This window comes from Leucobacter aridicollis (genome assembly GCF_024399335.1).
In the GTDB taxonomy this organism is placed as follows: Bacteria; Actinomycetota; Actinomycetes; order Actinomycetales; family Microbacteriaceae; genus Leucobacter; species Leucobacter aridicollis_A.
In genome coordinates this window covers 2,997,479-3,012,898 of sequence record NZ_CP075339.1, presented here as the reverse complement: position 1 = coordinate 3,012,898, position 15,420 = coordinate 2,997,479, and the positions used below count along the sequence as shown (strand labels likewise).

Genomic DNA, 15,420 nt, shown 5'->3' with positions numbered 1-15,420 from the left:
CCGGCTCACCCACGGCGCCAGGCGTGTTGCCGTTGCCGGGCCAAAAGGGGGAGAACGACGAAGGGCCGGCCACACCAGAAGGTGTGACCGGCCCTGTGCCTAGCGGGACTTAGAAGTCCATGCCTGCACCCGGGTCAGCTGCCATGGGAGCAGCGGGCTCGGGCTTGTCTGCAACGACTGCCTCAGTGGTGAGGAACAGGCCTGCGATCGACGCTGCGTTCTGCAGAGCCGAACGAGTGACCTTTACCGGGTCGTTGATGCCGGCTGCGAGCATGTCGACGTACTCGCCGGTAGCTGCGTTCAGGCCCTGGCCAACGGGCAGCTCAGAGACCTTGTGCGCGACAACGCCGGGCTCGAGGCCAGCGTTGAGGGCGATCTGCTTGAGCGGTGCCTCGATAGCTACCTGCACGATAGCCGCGCCGGTAGCCTCTTCGCCGGTGAGCTCGAGGTTTGCGAACGCCTTTGCGCCGGCCTGAATGAGTGCGACGCCGCCGCCGGGGACGATGCCCTCCTCGACAGCTGCCTTTGCGTTACGGACTGCATCCTCGATACGGTGCTTGCGCTCCTTGAGCTCAACCTCAGTCGCAGCGCCAGCCTTGATGACTGCAACGCCACCAGCGAGCTTCGCAAGGCGCTCCTGGAGCTTCTCACGGTCGTAGTCGCTATCGGTGTTGTCGATCTCGCGGCGGATCTGCTGCACGCGGCCCTCGACTGCTTCCTTCTCGCCGCCACCCTGAACGATGGTGGTCTCATCCTTAGTGATGATGACCTTGCGAGCGGTGCCGAGCATGTCGAGCGTTGCGTTCTCGAGCTTCAGGCCGACCTCTTCCGAGATGACCTGGCCGCCGGTGAGGATCGCGATGTCCTGCAGCATTGCCTTGCGGCGATCGCCGAAGCCCGGAGCCTTCACGGCTGCCGACTTGAAGATGCCACGGATCTTGTTCAGCACGAGGGTCGCGAGTGCTTCGCCCTCGACGTCCTCAGCAATGATGAGGAGCTGCTTGCCCGACTGGATGACCGGATCGACGACGGGGAGCAGGTCCTTGATGTTCGAGACCTTGCTGTTGACGACGAGGATGTACGGATCCTCGAAGACGACCTCCTGGCGGTCAGCGTCAGTGACGAAGTACGCCGACAGGTAGCCCTTGTCGAAGCGCATGCCCTCGGTGAGCTCGAGCTCGGTGCCGAACGTGTTCGACTCCTCGACGGTGACGACGCCTTCCTTGCCGACCTTGTCGATAGCTTCGGCGATCAGCGCGCCGATCTGCTCGTCAGCTGCGGAGATCGAAGCGGTTGCAGCGATCTCGGCGGTGGTCTCGATCTCCTTCGAGTGCGCGTGCAGCTCGGTGATGACAGCCGCGACAGCCTTCTCGATGCCCTTCTTCAGAGCGATGGGGTCGCTGCCTGCAGCAACGTTGCGGAGGCCCTCACGGACGAGCGCCTGTGCGAGCACGGTAGCGGTGGTGGTGCCGTCGCCTGCGACGTCGTCGGTCTTCTTTGCGACCTCCTTGACGAGTTCAGCGCCGATCTTCTCGTACGGATCGTCGAGCTCGATCTCCTTCGCGATCGAAACGCCGTCGTTAGTGATCGTCGGGGCGCCCCACTTCTTCTCAAGAACGACGTTGCGGCCACGCGGGCCCAGCGTCACCTTGACAGTGTCAGCGAGGATGTTGAGACCCCGCTCAAGGCCGCGACGTGCCTCTTCGTCAAACGCAATCATCTTTGCCATGTAATTCGCCCCTCCCGGACGTCTAGGGAAAGCTGCAGAAACCGTAGGGGTTCTGCGCCAGGTTTAGCACTCAGTCGATCCGACTGCTAACACCAATTTTGGCACTCAGGTGCTGAGAGTGCAAGGAGGGGCGCTCGCCTGCAGCGAACGGAGATACGAACTACTTCGCGGACTTGCCGGGGCCGGCGTAGTCGGCGCCAATCAGCACGACGAGGTCAGAGTTGCCCTCGGCGTACTCGGTGTTGAGATACGTGGAAACGCCGCCGAGCTTCTCGGCGAGCCCGAGCGCCGCGGGCTCGTTCGCTGGATCTGAGTAGAAGACCGCTGAAATCTCTTTGTCGGTGTCTGCGGCGGGGCCAGCAAGCACAATCGTTCCCCACTTCTCGTCGGTGATGATCGTCGCGAGCGCCTGGGCCATGTCGCCTTCGGCGGTCGTTCCGTCGAGCACCGCGACAGTTGCCTCAGGCGTGAGCTGAGGTTTCACTTTCGTATCCGCGGCGGCCGGACCCTGCGAAGAGGGCAGCGGCAGCGAGCCACTCGAACCCGCGATCGTGACACCAACAATGCCGATAGTCGTCAGCAAGGCAGCGCCAATCAGTCCGCCGAGCACGAAGTGCCAGGTCACGCGTGGTTGAGCCGTCACGCGGTGGGCGCCAATGCGGCCGCCGACCGGGATCTCATCAAACCTGTCGGCCGGGTAGTCGGAAGCCGCGGTGCGTCGCGAACGTGCGCCGTGCGCCGCCTCGTGTTCCTTTGTCACCCGTGTCTCCAAGGTCCCCTACCCAAACTCGATCGCCAACAGGCGTCCGAGAGTTTCAACGCTCAAGAATACAGTGCCTTGACACCGTGCATCCTGAACGTCTTCGGAGCGGCCCACACCCCGCCCAATCCCGCACGACGTCGGCTGCCGCCCGGGGCGTCGGCAGCGCCGGACCGCCGAGCGCGGTGCGCCCGCTAGAGCGAGTCTTCCTCCGTGCTTCGCACGTCGGCTGCCGCCGGGGGCGTCGGCAGCGCCGGACCGCCGAGCGCGGTGCGCCCGTTAGAGCGAGTCCGGCGCATATATCGCACGGGCGAGGGCGTCGATAACGTCGGGGGTGCGCCCAGCGCTCGCAAACAGCATCGAGTCGTTGATGTCGATGATCCTGCGCTTCTTGCCTGCTGTCGTGAGCGCGATGCTTGGCTGAGCCTCGATCAGGCCGTCCACGCCCTCAGTGCTCGTGAGTCCCTTCGACATCACGAGGATGATGTCAGGGTCCATCTTCACGAGCGCCTCGTCTGTCATCGGGCGCTCACCCTTCCAGCCTGCCTCTTCGGCAACGTCGATGACGCCGAGCGATTGCAGGAGCGTATCGACCCCGCTCCCTTCACCGAACAGGTAGTAGATCCCGGCGCCACCGCGAACGTACAGGAACGCGACCCGCGGCCGGTTGGCCTCGTCAGCGGGAATGAGGCGGGCGACCTCTTCCTCTTTCGCAGCGATCGCGTCGGCGACCTTGGCGTTCAGCTCGGTCGCTGCCGCTGAGACGCCGAGGCCTTCAGCGAGCTGCTGAGTTGCCTCGGCCGCCGAAGCGGGATCGATCGAGCGCTTGACGACAACGACGGGCACGCCTGCGTTGCGCATGACGTTCACGAAGTCGATGCCGCCGACGCTGAGGTCCGTGAAGATCACTGTGGGCTCGAGGCCAAGCACGGACTCTGCCTCGATATCGTGGCCGCCAGTCACGACGAGTGGGAGATCTTCAGAGCCGGGGAACGTTGTCGTCGCGTCGCGTCCGATGAGCTGATCACCGAGGCCAAGGTTGTAGACGATGTCAGCGAGGGTCCCTGTGAGCGAGATGGCGAGCACCCGAGACGTGTCGGTCACCTCGACTGGCACGTCGCCGGTGCGGTCGTGCGACTGCACGGTCACCGGAAGTGTCGCCTTCGGCTTGTCGGCAAGGGGCGTGACTGACGGTGCCCCCACAATCGCTGTCGTCGGGCCCTCGTAATCGAGAGGGTTCTCAAGCGGGGTGAGCGACGCGAGTGGCGGCAGCTCGACTGTCTCAGTTTCGTCAGTTGACGAGTTCGGCCCGGCCGTTTGGCAGCCCGTCAGGGCAAGGGCGAGACCCAGTGCGAGCGCGACTGCCGCCCGGGTGCGAGAAGTGCGAGCCTTGAGCATCGATCCCCTTTTCGTATGTATGACGTGAGCAAGCTTAACCTCACGAAGATATGATGAAGTGTGAGTTCTCTCGAAGACTCGCATGTACACGGTGCTTCAACGCGCCCGGATCTCCTAGAAAGCGTCACGCGCGAGCATGAATAACACAGGCCGCACTTCGCCTACACGACGGAGTAGTCGCGCACCCATTCTCTTCGCCGTCCTCGGAGTGCTGCTCGTGTTGAGCGTTCTCGTCTCGGCCGGGACGGGTCAGCTCGCGATCCCGCCGCAGGAGGTGCTCGGCTCGATCCTGCACAGGATTGGCATCGACTGGCTGCCGCTTCCCTCGGTTCCCGCGGGTGACGAAGCACTGTGGGCGATCCGATTCCCGCGCGTCGCAATGGCAGTACTCATCGGAGTCGGCCTCTCGGTTTCAGGCCTCATCATGCAGGCGATCTTCGGGAACCCGCTCGCTGAACCCGGTGTCATCGGCATCTCGTCTGGTGCCGCGGTCGGCGCCGGCATCTCGATCGTGTTCGGTCTCACTGTCTTTGGACAGTGGACCACGGCAATCCTCGCCTTCCTCACTGGCCTCATCGCCACGCTCATTGTCTATTCGATGAGCCGGGCCGAAGGGCGCACCGAGGTCGTCACACTTGTGCTCACAGGTATCGCGGTCAACGCAATCGGCGGTGCCGCGATTGCAGCGCTCACGTTCATGGGCGATACCCAGTCGCGTGAGGCGATCGTTTTCTGGCAGCTCGGAAGCCTGAAAGGAATGAGCTGGTCGCAGGTGCTCGTCGTCGCACCGATCATCGCGATCGGCCTGTTCGCCGCCTACGTTTCGTCGCGAAAGCTTGACCTTCTCGCGCTCGGCGAGCGAAACGCTCGCCACCTCGGCGTCAACGTTGAGCTGCTGCGGATCGGCATGATCCTCGTCGTCTCGCTCCTCGTCGGCGCAGCCGTCGCGTTCGCCGGCATCATCTCGTTCGTCGGTCTCGTCATCCCGCACCTCATGCGCATGATCCTCGGCCCCGCACATTTGCCGCTCGTGACAGCGACCGCGCTCGCCGGCGCACTCCTCATGACGCTCGCCGACCTTGCCGCGCGTACGCTCGTGCCGATGGCCGAGCTCCCCATTGGCATTCTCACGGCGCTCGTCGGTGGCCCGTTCTTCTTCTGGCTGCTCAGACGAACACGGAAGCGCTCGGGAGGGTGGGGATAATGAACGCTCGCCACATCGCACTTCCGACGGTCGCCGACAGCGGCACCGTCGTCTGCGCCGCCGCCTCTGTCACAATCGAACGCGGCCGCAAGAAACTGCTCGACAGCGTCTCGCTCGACCTCCGCGCTGGCGAGGTCCTCTCACTTCTTGGCCCGAACGGTGCGGGCAAGTCGACCCTGCTGAGCCTGCTCTCTGGTGATGTTGAGCCAGACGATGGCCGCGTCGAGTTCGGCGGCAAGTCCCTCGACGAATGGTCTCTCGTTGACCTGTCCCGCCGCCGCTCAGTGCTGCTGCAGGAGAACCAGCTGCTGTTCCCGTTCACGGTGCACCAGGTCGTCGAGATGGGGCGAGCGCCGTGGCGCCGCACCCCGCTCGAAGATGACGACAATGAGGCGATCGGTGAGGCGATCTCGGCGACTGACATCGGTCACCTCGGGCACCGTAGGGTCCCGTCGCTGTCGGGAGGCGAGCGTGCACGCACGGCGTTCGCACGCGTCATCGCCGGACGCACCGGCGTGCTCATGCTCGACGAGCCGACTGCGGCGCTCGACCTCGGCCACCAGGAGGCAGTGCTGACGCTCGCGCGCGAACGCGCCGCAGCCGGGGATGCGGTGCTCATCGTGTTGCACGACCTCAACCTTGCGAGCGCCTACTCCGACAGGATCGCGCTGCTCCGAAACGGCAAGATCGTCGCGAACGGTGCGCCTGACGAGGTGCTTGAGGCTGAGGTGCTGACCGACGTCTACCGCACCCCTGTCGAGGTGATTCGCCACCCGGTGACGGGCCAGCGGATCGTGCTCCCCAACCGCGCCGGGTAGCCACGGCCCGCCGCGCGTCGAATTTTACGCACCCAGTCGCGCGCTGATAAAGTTGTTCGCTGTACGGGCACGATGCCCGCACGGGTCCTTAGCTCAGTTGGTAGAGCGCGTCGTTCGCAATGACGAGGTCAGGGGTTCAATTCCCCTAGGATCCACAATTCACTGTGCATATTTCGCGGGTGTTCCTTGCCTGTCTGGGGCCGGTGCCGCCCGGGCCGAGCCCGGCCGACTATTCAGCCGCCGCGAGTTCAAGCCGCAGCTGCGTCACTCTGGTTGCCGCCTCGCGGAGCCGTTCCTCGGGGAGGGTACCTGTGTCTGCCGCAGCAGTGACACCGTCGACGAGAGCAGCAACGCCCGGGGCATCCATTCCGATAACGGTGAGTGCGAGGTCGGCGCCGGCGGCAATGGCGGCGACGGTGGTGGCTACGGGATCCTGGTACTCGGGGATCCCACTGGCGCGCAGCATGCCGAGATCGTCGGTGACGGCGACGCCTGTGAACCCGAGCTCGGTGCGCGCGAGCGCATACCATTCGGGTGCGAGCGACGCCGGTTTCGGCGAGACGTCGGTGTAGGCGAGGTGCCCGAACATGAGAAGTTCTGCGCCTGCGTTGATGCCGGAGGCGAACGGAACTGCAGTGTCGGCGCGCCACTCAGTGAGCGTGAGCGCGGTCTCAGGGATCGCCTGGTGCGAGTCCGCCGGAGTGGCCCCGTGCCCGGGGAAGTGCTTGAGCGTTGAAGCGACAAGCCCTCGTTCGCCGGCGACGGCCGCGGTGACGCGTGTGGCGGCGTCCTTCCCGGTGTCGCCGAGGGAGCGGGGGTAGATGAAGCTTGCAACGTCGGCGGTGGCGTCGGCGACGACGCCAAAGTTGACGTTGACGCCCGCCGACCGAAGGAGGTTCGCGCGGCCGCGGAACGCGTCGGTCGTCGCCTGTTGCTGTTCGGATCGCAGCTCGTCTGCACCTGGCAGCGTGTCCCACGGAAGCCTGGTGACGAGCCCACCTTCTTCGTCGATTGCGACGAGCGGAGGGATCGTGGCGTCAACGGTGAGCCCCGCAGTGAGCGCGGCAAGCTCTTCGGGGGAGCCGGGAACGTTCGCTCCCATGATGATGAAGCCGCCGATACCGGAGCTCGTCATGAGCTCCCGGAGCTGGGCCGGGTCTGTCGTCGGGATCGAGGCCATGATCACGCTGCCCGCGAGCTCGCGCGTCGAAGCCGCCGCGACCCACTGTGCGGCTTCGGCCTCACGGAGCTCCTCGGGAGTGGGCGGAGGCGGGGGAGCGGCCGTCGTCGGGGTCGAGGGCGCTGGCGCCGCGGGTTCCGGGGCGCACCCGATGAGGCCCGCCGATAGCGCGACGCTGAGGGCGCCGACGGCTGCCCAGCGGAGGGTCCTGCGGGCGGGGACCGGCGGCGACACGGGTCTGGGCCGGAGCTGGACGCCAACCTCGCGCGCTCGGGCGTCAGCCCTGGCGCGGAGGTCGTGAGGGGAGAGGCGCATACCCAGATTCTAGGGGCGCCGTAGCGTCATCGGGGCGAACGCATAGCTGGTCAGGATCGCCGCTCACCTCGAGCAAGTGGTTCGTTCCAACACACTGAAAGTGGGCCTTGAGATAAACCAAAAAGCTCGAGAGGGTGGACACCATGAACGAACAGACACTCCCAAGGCCAACTTTCACACCGCACAACGCCGAGCATGCAACACTCACCAACAGTTTCCGCGGCGGCGTCATCATGGACGTCGTGACCGCGGAGCAGGCGAAGATCGCGGAGGCCTCCGGAGCGGTCGCGGTGATGGCTCTCGAGCGGGTGCCCGCGGACATCCGTGCGCAGGGCGGGGTCGCCCGCATGAGTGATCCTGACCTCATCGACGGGATTCGCGCAGCCGTATCAATTCCGGTGATGGCAAAGGCCCGTATCGGCCACTTCGTCGAGGCCGAGGTGCTCGCCGCCCTTGGAGTTGACTACGTCGACGAGAGCGAGGTGCTGTCGCCCGCCGACTACACCCATCACATCAACAAGCGTGAGTTCGACGTTCCGTTTGTGTGTGGAGCGACGAACCTCGGAGAGGCGCTGCGGCGCATCACCGAGGGGGCGGCGATGATCCGCTCAAAGGGTGAGGCTGGCACCGGTGACGTGTCAGAAGCGACGCGCCATATTCGCACCATCCGGGCAGAAATAGGCGGGCTTGTGTCACTCGGAGCCGACGAGCTGTTTGTCGCGGCGAAGGAGCTGCAGGCGCCGTACGAACTCGTCGCCAACGTCGCCGCAACAGGAAAGCTCCCGGTGCCGCTCTTCACCGCTGGTGGTATCGCGACACCGGCTGATGCGGCAATGATGATGCAGCTCGGGGCGGACGGGGTGTTTGTGGGCTCTGGGATCTTTAAGTCGAACGCCCCTGAAAAACGTGCAGTCGCCATCGTGCGGGCAACACAGAACTTCCGCGATCCTGACATCATCGCCGAGGTCTCCCGCGGGCTGGGGGAGGCGATGGTCGGCATTAACGTGAGCGACCTTCCAGCGCCTCACCGCCTCGCTGAACGCGGCTGGTAGCGGCGGGGGAGCGGCCCCCGACGAGAATACACTTGTCGGGTGTCGTTTTCCCTCTGGCTCTCACTGCTGACCGCGTGCCTCGTTATTAGCCTCACCCCGGGGGCCGGTGCGATCAACACAATGTCGAACGCGCTTGCGAGCGGCTGGAGGCGGTCGATCTGGGGAATCGTCGGGCAGGTGATCGCGCTCATCGTGCACATCGTCATCGTGGCCGCAGGCGTTGGGGTGTTTGTCGCGAAGTCACCGGCGCTGTTCGCTGGCATCAGGTATGCGGGAGCCGCATACCTTGTCTATCTCGGTGTACGGATGGCGCTCACTCGGCCGAGGCAGGCGGACGCTGGCGATGTCACTGTCGTGCCACACGTGACCAACCGCGCAATGCTGCTGCGGGGACTGTGGGTGAACCTGCTGAACCCGAAAGCGATCGTGTTTTTCCTCGCGTTCATCCCGCAGTTCGTGCGGCTCGACCAGCCTCAGCTGCCGCAGTACGTCATTTTGGGTGCCACGGCGGTAGCGGTAGATGTGCTTGTCATGTGGTTCTTCTTCGCAGCGGCAGCGAAGCCGTTTGGGCGATTCGCGTCGACTGTGAGAGGACAGCGGGTGCTGAACATCGTGTTTGGCGCGCTGTTTGTTGTCGTCGCCGGGGTGCTGCTGCTCATGCACTAGGGGTATCTACCCCCGAATCTTCACCCGTCACAGAACTACAGATTCGGGTCAATCATTCTATTTGGCTTGTAATCTGACAAGATGCACCAAGTGAATCCACAGGGAGGTGGTTCACAGGTACCGGCTACACTGCCTCCCCTGCCGTCTCGAATCGATGCCGAGACGGGAGCGTTCGCTGCGCTTCGCGCCGGCTCAGCGATCGCGGTGCTCAGCGACGAGGGATTCGGTCGCTCGACGTTGCTCTGGCGCTTCGCCGCAGACTCAAGGAAGTTCGGCGTCGAATCACTCACCGTCCTCGGGAGTGAAGCCCTTACACCAATCCCATTTTCGCACCTCGCGCCTCTCGCGACCCGAGTGCCCGAGATCGCGGGGTATGCGGCCGACCCGCTCCGCACGTCGCAGGCGCTCGCCGACCGATTCCCCGGTCGGCCACTCAGAGTCTTTGTCGATGATTCCGAGTACGTCGACCCGACATCCGCCGCGATCCTCACTCAGCTCGCTGGCGTCGGCACCGTGCAGCTCGTGATCGCGGTTCGCGATGAGGCGAGTCTGCCGAGTGCATTTCGCGCCTTCCTCGCGCACGCGGGAACTGCGAAGTTCACGCTTCACGCAATTAACGAGGGTGACGCGAAGGTGATGCTCGAGGCACAGCTCGGTCAGCTCGTGAACGCGAGCTCCCTCACCCACCTGCTCGTCGCCGTCGCCGGGGTGCCACGGGAGCTCTCTCGACTCGCGGACGCCGCGATGAGCGCAGGCAGCTTCGTGAGCGCACGCGGCTACCTTGTCTACGTGAGGGAACACGTCGCCGAAGACTCGTCAGAGGCACAGCAGCGGGTCATCGATTGGTGGGAACGCGCGGCGACAGGAGTGCCCGAAGGCGATCAGACGCAGCTTCCCGCGCTGCTTGCCCCGCTCATCGCTTCTGGTGACCCTGAGGCGAGACTGTTCGCCGGCCGTCTCGAAGCGATAACCGGCGATTACGGTCATGGGATGCGGCTCCTGACACCGCAGGCGGGGGACACCGAGTATTTTCGGGCGTCCGCGGCGCTGTGGCGGGCCCACGCCGGCGAACAGATCGACCCTGGCCAGTTCGAGGAGTGGGCGGCGAACGAAGACTTCTCGCCGTCGCTCCGGTTCGGGCTCCTCGCCGCCGTTATGGCGCACGAGTGCTACGCAGGGAAGCCCGTCGCCGCACTCGAGCGCGGTTTCGCGGCGCTGGAAAGCGACCTCTGGAAGCAGGTGAGCGGCCCCGACAGCGGCGCGCTGCTGTACTCGCTCCACCTCGCCCTGGTCTGCGAGGGCGCGCACGAGCTCGTCCATGCCTTTCGAGTGGTGGGAATCGACTGGGACAGGCTCGGCCTCGACCACGGGCTTTTCATCGCGTCGCGCGCCCACGCCCTCATCGAGTGCGGGCGTGCAGTCGAAGCACTCGACCTCGCGCACCAGGTCCTCGCGCTCACAGAGATCGGGGACCCGTTCGGGATTGCAGGGTTCGTCGCCGCGATCGGCGCCGCATCTGCGACGATGCTCGAGGACGTAGCGGGGGCGGGCGAGATGCTCGCCATGTACCGGGCAGGCTCCGCTCGCAGCGGGCAGATGCTGCGCCCAGAGGCCGAACGGCTGGCGCTCGGCGCGATCCTGCTTGTCGACGGCGCGGCCGCAGCCCGCGTCGAGCTCGACACGCTGCTTGGCCGGGCGAGCAAAGAATGCCAGCCGTTCGTGACGATGCGGCTCACGCACGAAGCGTGGCGCCTTGGCCTGCTCGACGGCTTCGAGGCCCTCGCAGTCGCTGCCGAAGACATCGAAGGGCAGCTTGCGGACGCACTCCGGCGGCTTCCCGACGGGGCGCTCATCGAGGACATCGCGAGCTCGCAGTACGCAGACGGGCGCACGCTATACGCGGCAGAGTTCCTGTCGGAAGCGTCTCGGATAGAACGAGCGAACGGAAACAAGATGCGCGCGCAGGCGCTCCTCACCCAGGCGGCGGAGCTCGCGGATCAGTTGCCCGGCGTCAACACTCCCCGGCTTGCCCGCGTGCGAGTCGACCCGACACTTTTGACTGCGCGCGAGATCGACGTGTGCGTGCGCGCGGCCGCCGGGCTCACGAACGTGTTGATCGCCGAAGAACTCTTCCTCTCCCAGCGCACGGTCGAGGGACACCTGCAGCGGGCATACGCGAAGCTCGGAGTAAGCGACAGGCGGCAATTGCTTCCGCTCGTCGACGAGATGCCCCTACGCGATTAGGGCGCGTGGCCTACGCAGTTCGGTGTGTCAGGTCGACTTCTCGACCATAGTGGTGAAGCGCGCACACAATCGTGCGCAAAAACACCCGAGAAAGACATCCCGTGACCGACCACGCAACGCTCCCCGACACGCCACTGCCAACAGACCACACTTCGCAGGTTCCCACCCGCGGGTGCCCCGTTGCGCACGGACCTGGGTCAGTACACGACATTGTGGACCGGTCAGACAATGGATACTTCGGGCCCGACAGCGTGAGCTGGAAGGTCTTCGCAGACCCTGCCTCAAAGCTCGGGGGCGTCGCCGCGATCCTGCTGCAATCGCTCAACCCCATGATGATGCGCCTCTTCGCCGAAACCAGTGACTACCTAGCGGACGTTGAGGGGCGCGGGGAGCGGACTGGCAGGTACCTCGACACGATCGTCTACGGCGACCGAGCTCACGCGGAAGCGGCGGCAGAGTCAGTGAACAGGCTGCACGCTGCGAGCACATGGACCGACCCGCGAACCGGTCAGATCCTTCGTGCCGACAACGAGGAATGGCTCGCATGGACCCACAACACCCTTGTATACGGGCTGCTGCGTGCCGCAGACGCATTCGGCCCAGGGCTCTCGGGCGCAGACCAGGATCGCTTCGTCGTTGAACAGCACGTCGCAGCGTGCCTCGTGGAGATTGAAGACGAGAGCTACCTGCCGAGCACTCGCGCTGAGCTCGACGCCTACATCGAGACAAACAAGGATTGGATGGCGCTGACACTGCCTGCAGCCGAGCTCTCGCGCTCCCTGCGCAAGCCGTCGCTCAGCGGCAACCCCGTCGCGACCTGGGTCACTGTGAACGTCCAAGACGGGATTCTTTCGCTGCTTCCCGACTGGGCGCTGCTGCTGTTTGGAATCGAGGGGCGCCCGATGAACCTGAGCGCCGCAGCGAAGACGACGCGCAAAATCGTCGATTCGGCGAGGCAGAACGCTTCCGCGGCAGACATGATCGCAGAAGTTACGTCGAGGGTCGAGACTCACCCGTATCGAAAAGTGCGCGGGGCCGATGGGGTGAAGTGATTTTCTGCCGCGCGAATCCGCTAAGCTACTTGAGTTGGCCCCTATAGCTCAGCGGTAGAGCTACGGACTTTTAATCCGCAGGTCGTAGGTTCGATCCCTACTGGGGGCACAACGCAAACTGAAGAAAAGGCCCGGTCAGGATAATTTTCCTGGCCGGGCCTTTTCGCGTTTCGTGGACTATTCCTTGCGGCGTCCGGTGATCATGCCCCAAATGAGCAACACGACGAGCGCGCCGCCAATTGCGAGGGCCCAGGTCTGCAATGACCAGAACTCCTGGAGCGGAGCGTTGAAGAGGAGCGAGCCGAGCCAGCCGCCAACAACGGCGCCAACAACGCCGAGTATCAGTGTGGCGAACCAACCGCCGCTACTCTTGCCAGGCATGATCGCCTTGGCAATTGCCCCCGCGATGAGCCCGAGCACGATGAAAGCTAAGAATCCCATGAGTTTCCCCTTTCTCTTTGATTCCCAATTATTCTCCGTTCCCAATGTCAGTCAAGGGTGTCTGTGATTTTCACAGCCGCCCTGGTTGACCTGGATTGCGCCGAAAGCGCACGCAGCCCACTCCTCAGCTTGTGGCGTTTACAGTTGAGGTAGCGCCTGGCGAGTTGACCGCCGACCGAGTGGCGACACCGAAGCGAAGGGACACCGCATGAGTTGGGAGCTTATCCCCGAAGGGTCGCAGCCCGGCCGACGACCATCCCGCAACTTCCCGTGGGGCGTGCCGCTCGCTGTCGGTATCGTGACAGTGCTTATTGGCCTGAGCTTGCTCATCTGGCCGTTCTTCGCCGCCAGCAGGATCCTCGCGTTCCTGATTGGAGCGGCCCTGATCGGTAACGGCATTGCCACGCTCGTTGGCTCACGTGCCCGAGGGTTTGGTACTCCCGCCGCGATTCTCTTCATCGTGCTTGGAGTCATCGCGCTCGCGTTCCCCGAGCTGACGGTGAGCATGCTTGTCGGGTTCGTCGCGGCGATGATGCTGTTCGTCGGGACGGTCTGGCTCGCGATTGCGATCCGCATGCGGCAGTCGCTCCACTGGGCATTCATTGCAATACCAGCCGTGCTTGTTGCACTCGGCGTCGCCGCCCTCATCTGGCCGTCGCTTGCGCTCGTGCTTGCCGCGTTCGCCGCGGGCCTGGTGACAACCCTCATTGGGGGATCGCTGATCTGGGCGGCGGTCGCGCTTCGGCGCGGAAGCGCGTAACCTGGCTCACCGTATGACACGAGAACACCAGCGACCAATACTGCAGCCGTCAGCAGCTTTCGACGGCATTATCGGCTCAGACGATCCAGAAGCGGCCCACAGGCTCGCGCAAGAGACCTCGTGGGCTTTGCTCCACCGGGTGCGGCAGGTCGCAGACCCCGAGATCGTGCGCCGCGTGGTTGACGTCGCCGCGGGCGATGGAATCAACGATATTGCTGAGCTCTGGGCGCGAGAAAGCCCGCACTCGCTCGCGGGCGTGCTCTGGCGCCTGTACCTGCTTCGGCGCATTACCGTCGCGGATGCTGAAGGCACAGCCGACCTGTTCGCGAGGGGCTCGGGAAGGATCGGTACGATTGACCCGATCGTTGTCGGCGCCGTCGAGCCCGCCACGCCCGAAACGATTTCTGAGCTGTGCGACCGGATCCTCCGCGGCGCCTTCGTCGGTGATCTCGGGGTGACGCTTGACCGTGCTGCGGCATATTCCCGTGTGATGGCTGCGGGCGCAGCAGAACTCGCCGATGACCGGGACGTTCACGACGAAGCGCACGGGACAGAACTCACCACTCGCGCGCTCAGGTATTCGACGATTGCTCGGGAGCTCGACGGCGCCGCCAGGCGGTGGCGTGACGGTACTCTCGGCTAAGTCGTTGGCTCACACTGAACTGCGGGTACACTTAGTGGTGCCGGGCCGCAGTTCCCCGGGCTCCAAAATTCGCCGCTTCGAGCGGCCTTCCGCCGAGAGGCGTTCTGCGGCTCGGTCTTTTTGTGCCATTGGGTAGTTCTGGGGCTGGGGGTAGCTCTGGAACTGGCAAGTATGCGCCTGCCCACTGTGCCGCGCGGTGCATGCCTATGGGAAATGCAGCAGAAATGCCCCGATGCTGCGAAGCTGGCATATCTGCTGCAGATCCCAGGGTTATGGCCGCGCGGCCGGGTGGAAGCACAACGCCCGCCCGCACAGAGCGTGCAGGCGGGCGATTAGGCGGTCGAGCAGCACCGCTTACGGGCGCTAGGCCCGGCGTGGCTACCCGAAGCGACCTGAGACGTAGTCCTCAGTCGCCTGGACTGACGGGGCGCCGAAGATCGTCGCAGTGTCGTTGTACTCGATGAGCTTGCCTGGCTTGCCGGTACCTGCGATGTTGAAGAAGGCAGTGCGGTCCGAGACGCGCGACGCCTGCTGCATGTTGTGAGTCACGATGACGATCGTGTACTCCTGCTTGAGTTCAGCGATGAGATCCTCGATCGCGAGCGTTGAGATCGGGTCGAGGGCCGAGCAGGGCTCATCCATCAGCAGCACCTCGGGGGAGACTGCGATCGCACGCGCGATGCAGAGCCGCTGCTGCTGGCCGCCGGACAGGCCCGCGCCGGGCTTCTCCAGGCGATCCTTCACCTCGTTCCACAGGTTCGCGCCGCGCAGCGACTTCTCGACAAGCTCGTCAGCATCGCTCTTCGAGATGCGCTTGTTGTTGAGCTTCACACCCGCGAGCACGTTGTCGCGGATCGACATCGTCGGGAACGGGTTCGGCCGCTGGAACACCATGCCAACCTGGCGGCGAACGAGCACGGGGTCGACGCCTGGCGCGTAGAGATCCTCGTCGTTCAGCATGACCTTGCCCTCGACTCGAGCGCCGGGGATCGTCTCGTGCATCCGGTTCAGCGTCCGGAGGAAGGTCGACTTGCCGCAGCCCGAGGGGCCGATGAACGCGGTGACCGAGCGGGGCTCGATCGTGAGCGAGACGTCTTCAACTGCAAGGAACTTCGAGTAGTAGACGTTGAGGTCTTCAACTTCGATGCGCTTCGACAT

14 protein-coding genes and 2 tRNA genes are annotated in these 15,420 nt (G+C 64.6%); 10 read left to right on the top strand and 6 right to left on the bottom strand.

The genetic code is table 11. The annotated features are described in order from the left end of the window. Positions 1–109: 109 nt before the first annotated feature. From groL to KI794_RS13540, 3 genes are all read right to left on the bottom strand, one after another. Positions 110–1,729 (bottom strand): chaperonin GroEL, encoded by a 1,620-nt coding sequence (groL, locus tag KI794_RS13550; protein WP_119285019.1) that lies wholly within the window; start codon positions 1,727–1,729, stop codon positions 110–112. 160 nt (positions 1,730–1,889) lie between these two features. Further along, positions 1,890–2,489 carry a LytR C-terminal domain-containing protein gene (locus KI794_RS13545; RefSeq protein WP_119285017.1) on the bottom strand — a complete coding sequence of 200 codons (600 nt, stop codon included), beginning with the start codon at positions 2,487–2,489 and terminating at the stop codon, positions 1,890–1,892. Positions 2,490–2,768: 279 nt separating this feature from the next. Further along, on the bottom strand, positions 2,769–3,887 hold the full coding sequence (locus tag KI794_RS13540; RefSeq protein ID WP_119285014.1) for a heme/hemin ABC transporter substrate-binding protein: 1,119 nt from the start codon (positions 3,885–3,887) through the stop codon (positions 2,769–2,771). Positions 3,888–4,023: 136 nt separating this feature from the next. Between KI794_RS13540 and KI794_RS13535 the strand changes: the two genes are divergently transcribed. The 3 genes from KI794_RS13535 (at position 4,024) to KI794_RS13525 (ending at position 6,064) form a co-directional block, all read left to right on the top strand. After that, a complete protein-coding gene (locus KI794_RS13535) occupies positions 4,024–5,091 on the top strand; it encodes a FecCD family ABC transporter permease (RefSeq protein WP_119285013.1) in 1,068 nt (355 codons plus the stop codon). After that, positions 5,091–5,909 (top strand): heme ABC transporter ATP-binding protein, encoded by an 819-nt coding sequence (locus KI794_RS13530; RefSeq protein ID WP_255808400.1) that lies wholly within the window; start codon positions 5,091–5,093, stop codon positions 5,907–5,909. Before KI794_RS13535 ends, KI794_RS13530 begins: the two co-directional genes overlap by 1 nt. Before the next feature lie 82 nt (positions 5,910–5,991). Next, positions 5,992–6,064, top strand: a tRNA-Ala gene (locus KI794_RS13525). Positions 6,065–6,138: 74 nt separating this feature from the next. Here the strand turns inward: KI794_RS13525 and KI794_RS13520 are convergent. Then, complete coding sequence (locus KI794_RS13520) at positions 6,139–7,404, bottom strand: glycoside hydrolase family 3 N-terminal domain-containing protein (protein ID WP_255808399.1); 1,266 nt, start codon at positions 7,402–7,404, stop codon at positions 6,139–6,141. A gap of 143 nt (positions 7,405–7,547) precedes the next feature. Between KI794_RS13520 and pdxS the strand changes: the two genes are divergently transcribed. The 5 genes from pdxS (at position 7,548) to KI794_RS13495 (ending at position 12,527) form a co-directional block, all read left to right on the top strand. Next, the gene (gene pdxS, locus KI794_RS13515; RefSeq protein ID WP_119285010.1) at positions 7,548–8,456 is read left to right on the top strand and encodes a pyridoxal 5'-phosphate synthase lyase subunit PdxS; all 909 of its coding nucleotides are present in this window, start codon (positions 7,548–7,550) and stop codon (positions 8,454–8,456) included. Positions 8,457–8,495: 39 nt separating this feature from the next. Further along, entirely contained in the window at positions 8,496–9,122 is a 627-nt protein-coding gene (locus KI794_RS13510) for a LysE family transporter (protein WP_119285009.1), read from the top strand. An 81-nt stretch (positions 9,123–9,203) separates the two neighbouring features. Then, positions 9,204–11,366 carry a helix-turn-helix transcriptional regulator gene (locus KI794_RS13505; RefSeq protein ID WP_255808398.1) on the top strand — a complete coding sequence of 721 codons (2,163 nt, stop codon included), beginning with the start codon at positions 9,204–9,206 and terminating at the stop codon, positions 11,364–11,366. Positions 11,367–11,467: 101 nt separating this feature from the next. Beyond that, positions 11,468–12,418 carry an oxygenase MpaB family protein gene (locus KI794_RS13500; RefSeq protein ID WP_255808397.1) on the top strand — a complete coding sequence of 317 codons (951 nt, stop codon included), beginning with the start codon at positions 11,468–11,470 and terminating at the stop codon, positions 12,416–12,418. A 37-nt stretch (positions 12,419–12,455) separates the two neighbouring features. After that, positions 12,456–12,527: transfer RNA gene (locus KI794_RS13495), tRNA-Lys, on the top strand. A gap of 68 nt (positions 12,528–12,595) precedes the next feature. Here the strand turns inward: KI794_RS13495 and KI794_RS13490 are convergent. After that, a complete protein-coding gene (locus KI794_RS13490) occupies positions 12,596–12,859 on the bottom strand; it encodes a GlsB/YeaQ/YmgE family stress response membrane protein (protein WP_119285007.1) in 264 nt (87 codons plus the stop codon). A 208-nt stretch (positions 12,860–13,067) separates the two neighbouring features. Between KI794_RS13490 and KI794_RS13485 the strand changes: the two genes are divergently transcribed. Together KI794_RS13485 and KI794_RS13480 are read left to right on the top strand one after the other, a co-directional pair. After that, on the top strand, positions 13,068–13,619 hold the full coding sequence (locus KI794_RS13485) for a DUF308 domain-containing protein (protein ID WP_255808396.1): 552 nt from the start codon (positions 13,068–13,070) through the stop codon (positions 13,617–13,619). 13 nt (positions 13,620–13,632) lie between these two features. After that, the gene (locus tag KI794_RS13480; protein ID WP_255808395.1) at positions 13,633–14,262 is read left to right on the top strand and encodes a hypothetical protein; all 630 of its coding nucleotides are present in this window, start codon (positions 13,633–13,635) and stop codon (positions 14,260–14,262) included. A gap of 378 nt (positions 14,263–14,640) precedes the next feature. On the opposite strand, the gene pstB is transcribed toward KI794_RS13480, so the two are convergent. Continuing rightward, positions 14,641–15,420: a phosphate ABC transporter ATP-binding protein PstB gene (gene pstB / locus KI794_RS13475; RefSeq protein ID WP_119285004.1), complete on the bottom strand. Its 780-nt coding sequence runs from the start codon at positions 15,418–15,420 to the stop codon at positions 14,641–14,643.

Excerpts from the sequence above, each read along its gene's own strand:
- groL (WP_119285019.1), bottom strand. The coding sequence starts at position 1,729 with ATGGCAAAGATGATTGCGTTTGACGAAGAGGCACGTCGCGGCCTTGAG.
- KI794_RS13505 (WP_255808398.1), top strand. The coding sequence starts at position 9,204 with ATGCACCAAGTGAATCCACAGGGAGGTGGTTCACAGGTACCGGCTACA.
- KI794_RS13520 (WP_255808399.1), bottom strand. The coding sequence starts at position 7,404 with ATGCGCCTCTCCCCTCACGACCTCCGCGCCAGGGCTGACGCCCGAGCG.
- KI794_RS13485 (WP_255808396.1), top strand. The coding sequence starts at position 13,068 with ATGAGTTGGGAGCTTATCCCCGAAGGGTCGCAGCCCGGCCGACGACCA.
- KI794_RS13480 (WP_255808395.1), top strand. The coding sequence starts at position 13,633 with ATGACACGAGAACACCAGCGACCAATACTGCAGCCGTCAGCAGCTTTC.
- pstB (WP_119285004.1), bottom strand. The coding sequence starts at position 15,420 with ATGTCGAAGCGCATCGAAGTTGAAGACCTCAACGTCTACTACTCGAAG.
- KI794_RS13490 (WP_119285007.1), bottom strand. The coding sequence starts at position 12,859 with ATGGGATTCTTAGCTTTCATCGTGCTCGGGCTCATCGCGGGGGCAATT.
- pdxS (WP_119285010.1), top strand. The coding sequence starts at position 7,548 with ATGAACGAACAGACACTCCCAAGGCCAACTTTCACACCGCACAACGCC.
- KI794_RS13535 (WP_119285013.1), top strand. The coding sequence starts at position 4,024 with ATGAATAACACAGGCCGCACTTCGCCTACACGACGGAGTAGTCGCGCA.
- KI794_RS13530 (WP_255808400.1), top strand. The coding sequence starts at position 5,091 with ATGAACGCTCGCCACATCGCACTTCCGACGGTCGCCGACAGCGGCACC.
- KI794_RS13540 (WP_119285014.1), bottom strand. The coding sequence starts at position 3,887 with ATGCTCAAGGCTCGCACTTCTCGCACCCGGGCGGCAGTCGCGCTCGCA.